Here is a 14739-nt window from a genome sequence, read left to right on the forward strand (position 1 = left end):
CGATTACCTAATGAGATGTGTTGTCGCTTTTGGTTCTGGATAGGTGTACTCAAGCATCGCCTCTTGTTGAGCTTTGATAATCCGCAGCGCGGCGAGCAAATGCTCTAATGTTTCTAGGTGCGCTGGGGTGAAGTGGATGCTGAAGCCTTCGCCATCCCGCGCGTAGCCGGGACAAACCAGTGAGGCTGAGCTTTGTTCTTCGTGGGTGGCGATGTATAGCCAGTCATCGTCTTCGAGCTTGTAATGCGTGTCTGTCCAGGTTCTCAGCATTTGCGATCTGCTCCTCCTTATTTGCTGCGTACAAGCGTTTTGACGCCCAGCGCTTCTCACTCCTCTGAAGTTGACGACGCTATATGTAGCGTGTGAGCTAGGCTAATTTGCACCCTTAACCCTACCAGTCAGGGTTAAATGGTTGATTAAACCGTCAACTAACTTCATGGTAGCGCGGGTTGATTTTCCCGTCAAGTATTTTGTTGAACTTTTCATCAAAACAGGCTAGAATGCTTGTCAGGAGGCAAAAAACCGTGGAACAAACATTTGGAAGACTGATCCGTCAAGCTCGCAAGGACAAAGCTTACTCACAACGTGAGCTAGCAGCTATGCTAAGTGTGGACTTTACTTATTTGTCGAAATTGGAGAACGATCGAGCCGATTATGCGCCAAAAGAGGAGGTAATCCGAGCATTAGCGCGAAATCTAGACATAAACGAAGAGGAATTGATTTTCCTGGCGGGGAGGCTGCCGCAGCAGTACGAAGCGCTGCTGAAGCAGAATCCGAAGGAAATGCAGGCTCTTTTCCGCCGGATGCAAGAAAATCCAGATTGGCTCAAACAGTCTTTTGAAGCGTAAGAGAGGCCCCTCATAGTGAGTATTTTTAAACCGTATTGCTTCTATCCCAAAGAAACGATCGAGCGTTTGGCAAATGACATCTTGATGCAGATGCAGAAAACGCAAAATTTTGCTCCGAGATGGCCTTTTGATGCGACAACGGTTGCTGATTTTCTGGATTTGGGCGTAGTTTGGGAGTGCATTGAGCCGGATGAAGAAGGTGCGATCGCGGCGAGGATTTTGCCGCAGCAGCGGTTAATCGAAATCAACGAACAGATTCTCGAAAAACCCCCAGGCTTCATCGAATCGACGATCGCCCACGAAATCGGCCACTGGGTGCTGCACGTCAATCAAGACGAAGCAGACGGCACTGTCGAACAGTTGGAATTAAACTTGGGCGATCGAGGAAAAACCGCCCAGGATGTCGAGGAACCGTTTGTTTGTCGGGGTGCGAGTGCGGATAATAAGGTTTTGTCGATCGAATGGCAAGCTCAATATTTTGCAAGCTGTTTGTTGATGCCTCGGTGTATTTTGGAGGAAAAAAGACAGGGACGCGATTTAACTAAGTGGTCGCATTTATACAAAATGAGAGATGAATTGGGAGTGAGCATTTCCAATTTGACAAACCGCTTGCAAGAATTCGATTGGATTTACATTCCCAAGGGAACGCGCGAGATTTATGCCGGGAAAGATGCGGCAAACGGACAGCAGCGGTTGTTTGGATAGAATTTGATTTAATTTGAGGTTTGAGAGAGATTCTCGAATCTCAACTTTTTCAGATAACTTTGAAAGAATGAGGTTGCAAAATGGAAACAAAACGAGTAGCAGACCTGACAGTTGAAGAACTGCAAGCGATAATTCTCGAAACCAAACGACTATCAGACTTGACCGTTGGAGAATTGAAAGCGGTAATTGCGGAAGCGATCGATATGCGGTTAAGCCAATGGATAAATCCTTTCAATAGCAATACCTTGCCCCTAGTTCCGCAAAGGACGAAGGAAGAACAAATGCAGAGGAATTTAGCAGCAATAGAGTGGTTGCAAAAGTGGCGAGAAGAAGGAGACGCCGAGGAACAAACAGAGACATTTGAATATTTGCAAAAAGTATTAGACGAAGACAGGCTTTCGTCGAACCGACCGTTATTTGTGCAACAAAAATGATAGTTTTATTGGATTCGGTGCCTCTGGGAATATTAACAAATCCCAAGGGGTCGCCTGTGACGGTAGAGTGCCAACTTTGGGTAGAATCTTTGCTATTTAAAGGCTACAGGATGATTTTACCTGAAATAGCAGATTATGAAGTGCGGCGCGAGTGATTGCGGGCAAATAAGTTGGCAGGTATCAAACGCCTTAACGAATGCAAATCTCGCTGGCTGGAATACTTGCCGATAACAACGCCAGTAATTCTCAAAGCGGCCGAGTTGTGGGCGGCATCGCGTCAGGCAGGAATGCCAACAGCAGATCCCAAAGAACTTGATGCAGATGTGATTTTAGCAGCTCAAGCTTTGCTGCTTCGTGGCGGTGGAGAAGCGGTTGTTATTGCTACAACAAATGTGGGGCATTTGTCTAGAGTTGTGGATGCTCGTCACTGGCTAGATATTGACTGAGCGTACAGAAAAAATTAAAAGTCACAAGTTAAATTACATCTTATGCTAACCAATATTGAAATCCTGCTGGCAGCTTGTGAGGAATTAAATATCCCTTACGAAATCCTGCATCATTCCCAAAACTTGATTAGACTCAAACAGGGGGGCAAAGAATATTATTTTGTCAATTACAGGACGCCATTTAACAGCGCGTCAGTAGCCGAAATTTTTAAAGACAAAGAATATACTTATCAACTATTAAACGGCAATATAAATACTCCCCGAACTCTCGGTTTTGTCTCGCCTCACTGCGAGGAGAAGTATAAAAAGTATTTAAATTTCCCTGAGATTGAATCAATAGTTTTAGAAGTAAACAAAAAATTCGCTTTCCCGGTGATTCTCAAAAGAAATCGCGGTTCAGGCGGCAACAATGTTTTTTTATGTAAAACTAGAGAGCAAATTAAAGCAGCCCTAGAAATTATATTTAACGTCAGCAGCAAAGATTATGACGATGTGGCGCTAGCTCAAGAATATATCGAAATTGCCCGCGAATATCGGGCTGTATTCTGCAAAGAAAAGCTAGTTTTGCTGTACGAGAAAGACAAATCTCAGGCTGAATTTGCGGGGAATTTAAGCCCGCTGCACTGGGTAGGTGCAAAAGCCAAACATATAATTAACCCGAATCTCATGTCTGAGATTGAAGATTTTATTAAACCTGTTTTTGCTGAAATGGCGATTAATTATGCTGGGCTTGACATAGCAGTAGATAAAAACGGAGCATATTGGTTAATTGAAATTAACTCAAGTCCTAATTACGATATTTTTGTCAGAGATAACGATCGCCAAATTGTGGTAACAATGTTTAAAGGCATCTTGGAAACCTTGATTGTTAACAAAAAGCCGTAAATGCTGGATTTTAGAGAGGCGCTACAATTAACTAAATCCCAATCTCACAAAAAGTAAAAGCCATGACATCAGAAATGTTAGAACTAGAAGGAACGTGGCAAGAAATTCTCGCCCTATCCGAAAAATTTGCCGGACGCAGAGTTCGGATCGTCGTTCTTGCTAGCTAACGAAGACGAAGAAGCACTCCCATCTCTAGAAGAAAGCTTTCGGCAACCCAGGCACGAAATAAAGACAGGAAAAACTAGACCTGTATCAGAACTGTGGAAAGGTATTGATGCAGAGTGAGTCTCCTTCAATTAAGGTTTACTTTGCCGATGAATTTTAGCGATCCAATATAATCATCGAAAACACGGCAACCGAGGAAACGGCAGTGCCGTTTCCCTACCCCAAAATAATCACGAGCACTCGATGAGAGATGTAACCATCGCCCGATTAATTGTAGGGCCACGGCACTGCCGTTTCCTGATTTCGGGTAATATGATTTCTGGTTGCATCGGTATAGTTCAAGACTTTGGGGCTGTGCATGAGTGCAAACAGTCTCATCATCTAGATTCAAATATTTATTGCTCTCACACACCCTACAGCTTTTAAGGAGTTAAAAAGTTACATTCTTTCCAATACCTTAATCCCCAACAACTCCAAACCCAACTTCAAAGTCCTCGCCGTCAAATCGCACAAAACCAACCGGGAAGTCCGCAACGGTTCCTCAGATTGCAACACCGGACACTGCTCAAAAAATTGATTGAACTTTTGACTCAATTCAAACAAATACTGACAAATTCGATTCGGCAACAAATCGCCGCCAACAGCATTCACAACTTCATTCAACTGCAATAAATGCTTTGCCAATACCAACTCGGCATCTGACTGCAAAATCACTTTCGCACCAGCATCTAAATTATCAAAATTAATCTCACCTTTGCGGCGAATTCCCTGCACGCGCACGTAAGCATACAGCATATATGGAGCAGTATTTCCTTGCAATGCGAGCATTTTGTCGTAACTGAAAATATAGTTGCTGGCGCGATTTTGACTTAAATCGGCATACTTAACCGCACTCAAACCAACTGTTCGAGATACGTTAGCAATGAATTCCTCCGTTTCTTGTCTTTCTTCTGCTTTTAATCTCTCTTCTAAATCTTGGCGCGTGCGGACGATCGCCTCATCGAGCAAATCCTGCAACCGCACTGTTTCCCCAGAACGAGTTTTGAGTTTTTTGCCGTCTTCTCCCAATACCAAGCCGAAGGGAACGTGGACAATCTCGACATCTTCGGGAATCCAACCGGCTTTTTTTGCAACTGCAAATACTTGGGCAAAATGGTTTGCTTGTCCCGAATCGGTGACGTAAATTAAGCGTTTTGCGCCGTCTTCTTTTATCCGGTAGCGCACGGCGGCTAAATCGGTTGTGGCGTAATTGTAGCCACCGTCGGTTTTTTGGACAATTAGCGGCAGTGGTTCGCCTTCTTTATTGGTAAAACCCTCTACAAAAACGCATTTCGCGCCGTCACTTTCTACTAGCAAACCTAGATTGGTTAAATCTTCGACTACAGCGGGCAATAAGGGATTGTAAAACGATTCGCCGCGTTCGGTTAATTTGATATCTAGCAAGTCGTAGATTACTTGGAATTCGCGGCGAGATTGATCGCACAGCAATTTCCAAGCGCGGCGGGTGTCTTCGGCGCCTGCTTGCAGTTTTACTACTTCTTGGCGGGCGGTTTCTTTGAAGGTTTCGTCTGTGTCAAAGCGCTGTTTTGCTTGGCGGTAAAATGCGACTAAATCTCCTAAATCTAGGGCGTCAGCGGTGGTGAGGGCTTCGGGGTGAACTTCGCGCAAGTATGCGATCAGCATTCCGAATTGGGTGCCCCAGTCGCCGATGTGGTTGATTCTGAGTACGTCGTGGCCTTGAAATTCGAGGATGCGGGCGATCGCATCTCCGATGATTGTCGATCGCAAGTGTCCGACGTGCATTTCTTTGGCTATATTCGGACTGGAAAAGTCGATCGCGATTGTCTGAGGCGTTTTCGCCGGTTCAATCCCCAAACGCGAGTCGGCGGCGATGGCACTAATTTGCGCTTCCAAATAAGCCGGTTTCAGCTTCAAATTGATAAAACCGGGCCCGGCGATTTCTGGGGTTTCGCAGATGTCGGCGATGTCGAGATTTTCGATAATTGTCGAGGCGATCGCCCGCGGGGGCTTTCCTAACTTTTTCCCCAAACTCATCGCCGCGTTGCACTGAAAGTCCCCAAAGTTGGGATTGCTGGCGGCGGCTAGCATCGGATCTGCACCTGCATAACTTTCGCCGAATGCTGCGGTGAATGCTTTTTCAAATTTTGCTTTTAACTGTTGGGCGATCGAGTTCATCTTGAATATTTTGATTGGATGTTTATTTTAAACTCTAGATTAAGCACTTTTTGCCAATACTACTCTTATTACTTAGGTAATTTCCCTCTGGTTCTCTCCCTCTGGCCCTCTCCCCCTCTCCTCACCTACTAGGAAATTTTGTACTTAGCTTTGAACTGCTGATGCGATCAAAATCACTGACCGTAATAGCACAGAGTACATTTTATCACAGTTGCGATCGCTACACAAATTAAAAATTATCACATCTAGCCAATGATCTCGATCGCTAGATAATTTTGTTAAATCGCTTATATTAAGGTATGTTAAAATTTTTTCAATGTTCCCAAAAATCCTACGAAAGGAAGTAGTTATGTTATCTCAACCTATTTTTGGCGATCGCTCTCTGACCCAAGCCTTTTATCAAGCAGTAATCGATCGCTTCTACGACGGTTTCAGTCTCTCCACCCAAGCACTATTACGAGAGTGTACCCTCGGCTTCGCCCCTTGTCCCGATGGAGTCAAAACCTTTTTCATCATCGCGCCGAGTCTCGATGCAGCAGAGCAACTAATGGAAAAAATGGACAGTATTTTGGAGCGAGTTGCCGAACTCATGGCTGGAGTCGGACAAGTTGCCCTGTGCATAGTTCCCCCCGGCAGCGAGGCAGAGCAATCGGTCGATCTGCAAGACTTAGAAAAAGTTCCCCCAGATTGTCTGGCTTGCAAATTCTTTACAATTATATGGGCCGATGCTGCGGCCGATCGGTAAAATTGACAGTTAGCAACCAGCAACTCAACACGATTCGGCCCAAGCTGTGCTCGTGGTGGCGCGGGGTAGATTGTCTGTTAGTTACAATCCCTGGAATTATCGGGCAAAGCGTGCAGGTAATTTAGAGCGTTTGCAAGGTTGCACTCGCAATCTTTGGCAAGTGTTAAATCAGACAAAATATATATCAAAGGCCCGCTTGTCAGTCGCTCAGATTTTTACCTGCCGGCTCAAACAGCCGTGCATCTACTTTTTACATTCCCCATAAAGGCCACCAAAAAGCCGCATCAACTCTCCTGGGTGTCTCGCTTCAAAAGACAGCAGCAGGAATTAGGCGGTATCGCTGGAAAATAGATTTTTGCGAATTATCTGCTGATGTTCAGAATAAGCAGAAATATTCTCAAAAATAGATAAGACTTCCGCCAGTTAACCTCAGAAATCCGGTTTCTACCCCCGCGCTTCATATTCGCGGTTCGCTGGGAAATTGACAGAAAATAGACTGTTTGTGGGAGAGTCAATCAATTTTAGATTTTAGATTTTAGATTTTAGATTGACTTGCGCGAGATAAATGCTCTTTCTTGAGGATTTTTGATTTTCGATTTGGGATTGATTCCACGGATAAATCACGTGGCGGGTACCACCTTTGAAATTCCTGGTCACCAGCTAGAAACAGAGCAAAGCTTTACTCAAAAAAAGCTCGGTTTTCCAGCGGCATCCCTGGCAGTGCAGAGCGCTCGTACCACAGGCTCAGAGAATTTGTTAAAAATTTCAGTTAAAAATTTGAATTATTAAATTTTATGCCTAACATTGGGGATAAAATCTAAGATTGAAATTCTTAAATCTGAAATCAAGGAATCATGGTAAAACTGACACCGAACCCCAGCTTTAGTTTAACAATTCGGGTTGCTCTGCCGAACCAGCCGGGAATGCTGGCAAGAGTCACCAGCGCGATCGCATCTGTCGGCGGCAACTTCGGCCAAATCGACTTGATCGAGCAAACCCGCGCCACTACCGTTCGCGATATCACCGTCGATGCCTCCAGCATCGAGCACAATGAAGAAATAGTGCAAGCAGTGAAAGGACTGCCAGATATCAAAGTGATCGACGTGTACGATCGCACTTTCAACTTGCACCGCGGCGGAAAAATCAGCGTAGTTAGCAAAATTTCCCTCAAACGCCAGTCAGATTTGGCAATGGCATACACCCCTGGAGTCGGTCGCATCTGCACGGCGATCGCCAATGACCCCCAACAAGTTTATAACCTCACAATCAAACAAAATACTGTTGCCATTGTTACCGACGGTAGCGCAGTTTTGGGACTGGGAAACCTCGGAGCTGCCGCCGCACTGCCAGTCATGGAAGGTAAAGCCATGCTATTTAAAGAATTTGCAGGTATTGACGCCTTTCCTATATGTTTGAATACCCAAGATACTGAGGAAATTATTCGCACAGTGCAGAATATCGCCCCGGTTTTTGGCGGCGTTAACCTTGAAGATATTTCTTCTCCCCGCTGCTTTGAAATCGAAGCAAGATTGCGGGAAACCTTAGATATTCCGATTTTTCACGACGACCAGCACGGCACTGCGATTGTTAGTTTGGCAGCATTAATTAATGCCTTGAAAATCGTCAAAAAAACCATCGCAGAAGTGTGTATCGTGATTAACGGAGCCGGTGCGGCCGGAGTCGCGATCGCCCGCTTGCTGCGTAAAGCAGGTGCCCAAAACATCATCATGTGCGACTCCAAAGGCGTCCTCTCCCAAGACCGCACGGATATGAACCCAGAAAAACTAGAATTTGCCGTGCCTTCGAGCGGTACTTTGGAAGATGCGATCGCCGGTGCCGATGTATTTTTAGGAGTCAGCGCCCCCGGCGTGCTCACCCGCTCGATGGTGCGTTCGATGGCCGAGAATCCCATTGTTTTTGCAATGGCAAATCCCATTCCCGAAATTCAGCCAGAATTAATTATGGAAGATGCGGCGATCGTAGCAACCGGACGCAGCGATTACCCGAATCAAATTAACAATGTTTTGGCATTTCCGGGGATATTTAGAGGTGCTTTGGACTGCAAAGCTGCCACGATTACGCCCAGTATGTATTTGGAAGCAGCTTATGCGATCGCCTCTTTAGTCAGTCCTTCTGGGCTTGACAAGGAACACATTATACCGTCTGTTTTTGACGAAAGAGTTGCCATTGCAGTCGCCGGTGCAGTGCAGTTGGCCGCCCGATCCGAAGGTATTGCCCGCGATTAATTGAAGGAAGAAGGAAGACTTCCTTCTTCCTTCTTCTCTCTTGCTTAATCAAGGATAAAAGTCACAGCAATAAACAAGATAAAAAGATATAATTGAATAACTCAACTCCAGCTAGGTCAGATGCAAAGCCAGTTAGGAAAAGCAAAGCGCAATCGCTCCCGCCGCCAATTGTTAGAACTCAGCCCGATCGGGCTGGCATTGTGCCGGACGGACGGGACTTTTCTCGACGTAAATCCAGCTTTTGCAAGTATTATCGGCCGCACAGTTGCAGAAACTCTCCACCTCAACTACTGGGAAATTCAGCAAACACAGTGCGCGCCCCCAGAAAAATATCTAGAATGTCAAACAAAAAATAGCCACACGCACCTGTGCGAAGCCGCATACAAACATAAAAACCAGCATCTCGTACCCGTGCGAGTTTCCGAGCGGGCAATTGAAACAGAGGGACAGTGCGCGATTTGGCTAAGTGTTGAAGAAATATTTAATAATCGGGATCAAAATAGCGCTCCGCTGGAAGCAGCGCCGCCGCAGGGCAATTCACATCTAGAAAAATTGCTGGCAAAGCAGGCTGCCGAACTGGAAAAAACTCAGAAACTACTCGAAGAAAAAATTGCCGAACTGGAACAGGCTCAAGAAAAATTGCGTCTCCAAAGTCAAATTATCGACCAAATTCACGAGGCGGTAATTTCGACAGATATGGACGGCTCGATCGCCATTTGGAATCAAGCCTGCCAAAAGTTATACGGCTATGAAAAAACTGAGGCTATCGGACAGCACGTTTCTTTAATTTACCCGCCAGAACAGCAAGATTTTTTGTTAGAGGAAGTTATCAAACCGCTACAAGAAAAAGGCGAGCATGAAATTGAAGTGATCGCACGCCGTAAATCAGGAGAAAAATTTTCTTCGCACCTGATGCTCTCGCTATTGAAAGACAAAACGGGAGAAGTTGTGGGGATGATGGGTTCTTTAACAGATCTCAGCGTTTGCAAAGCTTTAGAACAAGAATTAGCACAGAGACAAGCACTATTTGATGCCTTTTTAAAGGAGGCGTCGGCGGGACTTTGCATTTTGGACTCCCAACTGCGGTACGTGCAAATTAATCAATTTCTAGCAGAAATAAATTGCTTGGACCCAGCAGATCACATCGGCAAGACTGTACGCGAAATATTGCCGAATATCGCTCCAATAATAGAGCCTTTGTACGAACAAATTTTGAGAACGAAACAACCCTTAATTAACATCGAGATGAGTGGTGACAATCCCAGAAAGCCTGGGTTTGTCCGACACCTGACAGGCTCTTATTTTCCCTTGCTAGACAAAGATGGCGAGGCGATCGGCATCGGTGCAGTCGTAGTTGACATTAGCGATCGCAAACAAGCAGAAGCTGCGCTGCAAAAAAGCGAACAGCTTTACCGCACTATGGCAAGCAACTTTCCTAACGGTGCGGTGATGTTGTTCGATCCAGAACTGCGCTACACGCTGGTAGAAGGTACAGAATTAGCAGCAGTGGGGCTTTCCAAAGAGTTGATGGAAGGCAAGACAATCTGGGAAGTATTCGAGCCAGATGTTTGCGCTCAGATCGAGCCAACTTATCGGGCGGCACTGGCAGGAGAAACAGTTGTTACAGAATTTTTTTACAGCGATCGCGTTTACCTCGGTTATGCTTTGCCAGTGAGAAACGAACGGCAAGAAATCACCGGCGGATTGCTAATGACTCAAAACATTACTGCTCGCCAATTAGCAGAAGAAGCGCTCAGGGAAAGCGAGGAAAAATACAGGTGCATTGTCGAGACAGCAGACGAAGGAATTTGGATTCTAGATACGGAGAGTAACACTACTTTTGTCAACCAAAAAATGGCCGATATGCTCGGCTGCACTCCAGAGGAAATGATCGGACAGCCGCTATTTGCTTTCATGGATGCAGAAGGCATCGCGATCGCACAAATCAGTCTCAAACGCCGCCGTGAAGGAATTGGCGAACAGCTCGATTTTAAGTTCCGTCGCCGAGACGGCAGGGACTTGTGGGCGATGGTTTCTACTAATTCCTTGGCAGACAAACAGGGACGCTATGTGGGCGCTTTGGCAATGGTTGCCGACATTACCGATCGCAAGCAAACAGAAGCAGCATTGCAGCAGTCGGAAGCCAAATTTCGATCGCTCTACGAATTAACCAGTTTGCCTGTTTTTATGTTATGTGACAATGACATCTGCGATGCCAACACAGCCACCCTAAAGCTATTTGGCTGTACTAGCCCGCAAGAGTTGTACGGCAAAAACCCAGGCAAACTGTCGCCTCCTTTTCAACCCAACGGCAGAGATTCTTTGAGCTTGGCTGACGAAATGATCGCGATAGCCTTTGAGCGGGGAAAGCACCGTTTTGATTGGGTTCATCAGCGCTTAGACGGTACTGATTTTCCCGCAGAAGTGGTGCTGACAGTAATCGAGGTGGGAAATGAAAAAATTATCCAAGTAGTGATCCAAGATTTAACCGATCGCAAACTTGCAGAAGAAACTTTAGTGCGATCGGAACAAGCCCTCAGACAGCAAGCTCAGAGAGAACAACTGCTCAATCAAATTGCCAACCAAATCCGCACTTCTTTAGATTTAGACACAATTTTAGCAACCGCCGTTCAAGAAATTCGCAATCTGATGCACCTAGATTGGTGCATCTTCACTTGGTATCGCCCCAACAGCAATCCTCCGGTTTGGGAAATAGTTTGCGAAGCGAAGAATGCAGCTTTGCCAAGTTTACTCGGTACTTATTCTGTAGACGATCGATCTAGTGTCCCCAGGCCGCATATTTTGCGGCGACAAATTATGAGAATTGATGATGTCAGCACTTTTGAAGATGCAGAAGTGCGCGAAAATTTCCAGGCATTAAAAATTAACTCAGTGCTGTCGCTGCCAGTTCAAACTGCTTCAGGCGATATTGGGGCGATCGCCTGCTATCAGGCTATGTCCGTGCGAAATTGGAGCGACTCTGAAGTCGAACTGATGCAAGCGGTGGTTGCTCAAATTGCGATCGCGATCGACCACGCCGAACTCTACACCCAAACCCGCACAGCGGCCCGATTAGCTCAAGCTCAAACTCAACAGCTAGAACAAACCTTACACGAACTCCAACGCACCCAAACTCAATTAATTCAAAGTGAAAAAATGTCGAGTTTGGGCCAGTTAGTAGCAGGTGTCGCCCACGAAATTAACAACCCGGTTAATTTTATCTATGGCAATCTCAGCTACACCAGCGAATACACTCAAAACTTGCTAAAAATGCTGCAACTTTACCAGAAGGAATACCCGCAGCCTAGCGCAAGAATTGTAGATGCAAGGGAAGACTTTGAAATTGATTATCTGATTGAAGATTTACCGAAAATTTTAGCATCTATGAAAGTCGGAGCCGATCGCATCCGCGACATAGTTTTGAGCCTGCGAACTTTTTCAAGACTTGACGAAGCCGAAAAGAAACAAGTTGACATTCACGAAGGCATTGAAAGCACGCTGCTGATTTTGCAAAACCGCCTGAAACATAAAGCCGATTACCCGACAATTAATGTGATTAAAGAATACGGTAATTTACCTTTAGTTGAATGTTATCCCGGTCAGTTAAATCAAGTATTTATGAATTTGTTAAGCAATGCGCTCGACGCATTGGAAATGGAGATGAAGAAATCCGATCGCACCGACAAAAATATTGCAATTACGATTCGCACCCAAGTAACCGACAATAACAGCGTTGCCATATGGATAGCTGACAGCGGCCCCGGCATGAGCGAAGATGTCCAAAAGCGCTTGTTTGACCCGTTTTTCACTACTAAACCCATTGGCAAAGGAACTGGCTTAGGATTGGCGATTTCGCACTCTATTATAGTAGAAAAACACGGGGGCAAGCTTTCTTGCAATTCTGTATTGGGAGAAGGTTCCGAATTTGCGATCGAGATTCCTCTGCGGCTAAAAATAAATTAAAACCCATTGTATCGGTATCATATCAAATCCAGTCGAGCGACCGGATTCGATATGATTCAAATCCTACCCTTTACCGTCAGATGGACACCACCAGCGGGTGCCATTGTCAAACCGCGACGTACTGGCAAAACGGGACTATTTTCTGTAAGTTCTAAAGAATACTGTGACAGCACTTTCGCCAATACTAACTTCATTTCAAACAGGGCAAATGCCGCCCCAATACAGCGGCGGTTTCCTCCCCCAAAGGGCAAATATTCGTAAGGCGAAAATTGACGTTCGAGAAAACGTTCGGGTTTAAAGCGCTTAGGTTCCGGGTAAATATCAGGACGGTTGTGAACCAAATAAATACAGGGAGAAAGTATCATTCCTTTGGGAATATTATAACCCATTAACTGCATCGGAGCTTGCAGAATGCGCGGAAATGCAAAAAATACGATCGGATAAATCCGCAGCGTTTCGCAACAGACAGCATTCAAATACGGGAGTTTAGTTATTTCCGCCGGATCGGAATTTTCCAAATCAATAGAATTGAGTTCTTGCAGCAGTTTTTCGCGGACTTCTGGGATGTAGTGAATCCAATACAAAGCCCAGGCTAAAGCTGTGGCTGTAGTTTCGTGTCCGGCGAATAACATTGTCATTAATTCATCCCGCAATTCAACGTCGCTCATCGGCTGTCCCGCTTCGTCACGAGCTGAAATTAACAAGCTCAGGATGTCTTCTCCCAATGGTTGAGATAGAGTTTTGCGTGAAGCGAAGCTATCCCGCAGGGAATCGCGGATTTCTTGATAAAGCAGTTCATCTAAACGCTGTCTTTGTCGCAGAAATCCTCCCCAAGGACTCCAAGCACCTAAATCTTTTTGCAACGAATTGATAAACAGAAAGGTAGCGCTTAAGGGATTGCTAAAAAAATTTAGCATTTTAACAAGAAGTTGCTGGATTTGCTGGTAGCGTTCTCCTTCACTCAGCCCGAAAACTGCGTGCAATATCACTTCCAATGAAATCTCCTGCATAGTTGAATGCGCGATAACCGAGTTACCAGGAGTCCAATTATTAATTACTTTTTCGGTGGTATTTCGGATGATTTGTCCGTAAGCTTTCATGCGTTCACCGTGAAAAGGTGGCATTAAAAGTTTGCGCTGCTGCAAATGTCGATCGCCATCTAACAACAATAACGAATTGGGGCCTACTAAAGGTAGCGCTATCTGGTTTCCCGTGCCGGATTCAAAAAGTTTTGAATCCGCTGTAAAAATTTCTTGAATAGCTTGAGGATTGCTAACAATTACCTGGGGCGGAAAATTGCTGAATTTGCTGGTAAAAATGTCACCGTAGCTTTGATAGTTTCGTTCTAAATAATACAGAGGATTTAAAATCCCCCGCACTGTCTGAACAAATCTATTATCTTTAGGGCCGTCTAAAACTTTGTTGATAGCTTCATTTTGAGATTGAGAGTTGTTTGTGAGAAGAGTCATTTTTTATCTCCTATTTTTCTGGTTTCACAGGACTAATGAAAGCATAATTTATGTGTCACAAAAATCGCCACCCTCAGTTATTCAAAAATAGTACGCAGTAGGCATCATAAATTAGTACGGCAATAGTAGGATACAGAGTAACTCCCAGCCCAAAAGCTCGTTCGATCGGCTCTTTGAGATAGCCTATCCAAAACGCTATTCTTCCCACAACAAACAAAGTTGCCAAAATTGGAATCAGCTTGATGCTGTAAGTATCTAAAAAGGTAGAAAGGATTAAACTGCCTGCAAAAAACAGCACAAATTGCTCTAGAGTGTTGCTCAGATAACGCAAATGAATCCGCATTGCTTCTGATTCGGCATTCGCTAAAGGGTTGATGGCTGGGCTGCTAAATCTACCATTACCAACTGCAACTATGCCGGCAAATAACATCAGTAACGGAAAAATTTGGCAGCGAAGGCTGAAAATTAGGCGCGACTCTGGGGTATTTAATAGGGGTAGGGGCAGGGCTATCACAAAATAACCAATCAGTACAAAAGTAAGGCAGAAGATTAAGGCAGAAAGGGCTCGCCGAACAACTATTTGCTGTTGTGGATTGAAACTGAGTAAATTAATCATTGTTTACAGAGATCCAAGCTT

13 protein-coding genes are annotated in these 14739 nt (G+C 45.1%); 9 read left to right on the forward strand and 4 right to left on the reverse strand.

The features are described 5' to 3' along the window. Nucleotides 1-3: 3 nt before the first annotated feature. Nucleotides 4-270 (reverse strand): hypothetical protein, encoded by a 267-nt coding sequence (locus OSC7112_RS16355; RefSeq protein ID WP_006634886.1) that lies wholly within the window; start codon nt 268-270, stop codon nt 4-6. A 254-nt stretch (nt 271-524) separates the two neighbouring features. Here OSC7112_RS16355 and OSC7112_RS16360 point away from each other — a divergent pair, with 254 nt between their 5' ends. The 6 genes from OSC7112_RS16360 (at nt 525) to OSC7112_RS16380 (ending at nt 3318) form a co-directional block, all read left to right on the forward strand. Then, the gene (locus tag OSC7112_RS16360; protein WP_006634885.1) at nt 525-848 is read left to right on the forward strand and encodes a helix-turn-helix domain-containing protein; all 324 of its coding nucleotides are present in this window, start codon (nt 525-527) and stop codon (nt 846-848) included. 15 nt (nt 849-863) lie between these two features. Next, nucleotides 864-1553 (forward strand): ImmA/IrrE family metallo-endopeptidase, encoded by a 690-nt coding sequence (locus tag OSC7112_RS16365; RefSeq protein ID WP_015176948.1) that lies wholly within the window; start codon nt 864-866, stop codon nt 1551-1553. A gap of 80 nt (nt 1554-1633) precedes the next feature. Continuing rightward, a complete protein-coding gene (locus OSC7112_RS16370) occupies nt 1634-1987 on the forward strand; it encodes a hypothetical protein (RefSeq protein ID WP_015176949.1) in 354 nt (117 codons plus the stop codon). Further along, nucleotides 1984-2142: a hypothetical protein gene (locus OSC7112_RS41045; RefSeq protein ID WP_015176950.1), complete on the forward strand. Its 159-nt coding sequence runs from the start codon at nt 1984-1986 to the stop codon at nt 2140-2142. The genes OSC7112_RS16370 and OSC7112_RS41045 overlap by 4 nt, the downstream gene beginning before the upstream one ends. 15 nt (nt 2143-2157) lie before the next feature. Next, entirely contained in the window at nt 2158-2433 is a 276-nt protein-coding gene (locus OSC7112_RS41050; RefSeq protein ID WP_223300625.1) for a type II toxin-antitoxin system VapC family toxin, read from the forward strand. Between the two features lie 42 nt (nt 2434-2475). Further along, a complete protein-coding gene (locus OSC7112_RS16380) occupies nt 2476-3318 on the forward strand; it encodes an ATP-grasp domain-containing protein (RefSeq protein WP_015176952.1) in 843 nt (280 codons plus the stop codon). Between the two features lie 603 nt (nt 3319-3921). Here the strand turns inward: OSC7112_RS16380 and argS are convergent. Next, the gene (gene argS / locus OSC7112_RS16390) at nt 3922-5679 is read right to left on the reverse strand and encodes an arginine--tRNA ligase (protein WP_015176954.1); all 1758 of its coding nucleotides are present in this window, start codon (nt 5677-5679) and stop codon (nt 3922-3924) included. Between the two features lie 349 nt (nt 5680-6028). Between argS and OSC7112_RS16395 the strand changes: the two genes are divergently transcribed. The 3 genes from OSC7112_RS16395 (at nt 6029) to OSC7112_RS16410 (ending at nt 12633) form a co-directional block, all read left to right on the forward strand. After that, nucleotides 6029-6424, forward strand: coding sequence for a hypothetical protein (locus OSC7112_RS16395; protein ID WP_015176955.1), 396 nt, complete (start codon nt 6029-6031; stop codon nt 6422-6424). A gap of 854 nt (nt 6425-7278) precedes the next feature. Next, on the forward strand, nt 7279-8670 hold the full coding sequence (locus OSC7112_RS16405; protein ID WP_015176956.1) for a malic enzyme-like NAD(P)-binding protein: 1392 nt from the start codon (nt 7279-7281) through the stop codon (nt 8668-8670). Between the two features lie 120 nt (nt 8671-8790). Continuing rightward, entirely contained in the window at nt 8791-12633 is a 3843-nt protein-coding gene (locus tag OSC7112_RS16410) for a PAS domain S-box protein (RefSeq protein ID WP_015176957.1), read from the forward strand. Between the two features lie 56 nt (nt 12634-12689). Here the strand turns inward: OSC7112_RS16410 and OSC7112_RS16415 are convergent, their stop codons facing one another. Then, entirely contained in the window at nt 12690-14102 is a 1413-nt protein-coding gene (locus OSC7112_RS16415) for a cytochrome P450 (protein ID WP_015176958.1), read from the reverse strand. Nucleotides 14103-14175: 73 nt separating this feature from the next. After that, on the reverse strand, nt 14176-14718 hold the full coding sequence (locus tag OSC7112_RS16420; protein ID WP_015176959.1) for an MAPEG family protein: 543 nt from the start codon (nt 14716-14718) through the stop codon (nt 14176-14178). Nucleotides 14719-14739 lie beyond the last annotated feature (21 nt).

The organism is Oscillatoria nigro-viridis PCC 7112 (assembly GCF_000317475.1).
Classification (GTDB): domain Bacteria; phylum Cyanobacteriota; class Cyanobacteriia; order Cyanobacteriales; family Microcoleaceae; genus Microcoleus; species Microcoleus nigroviridis.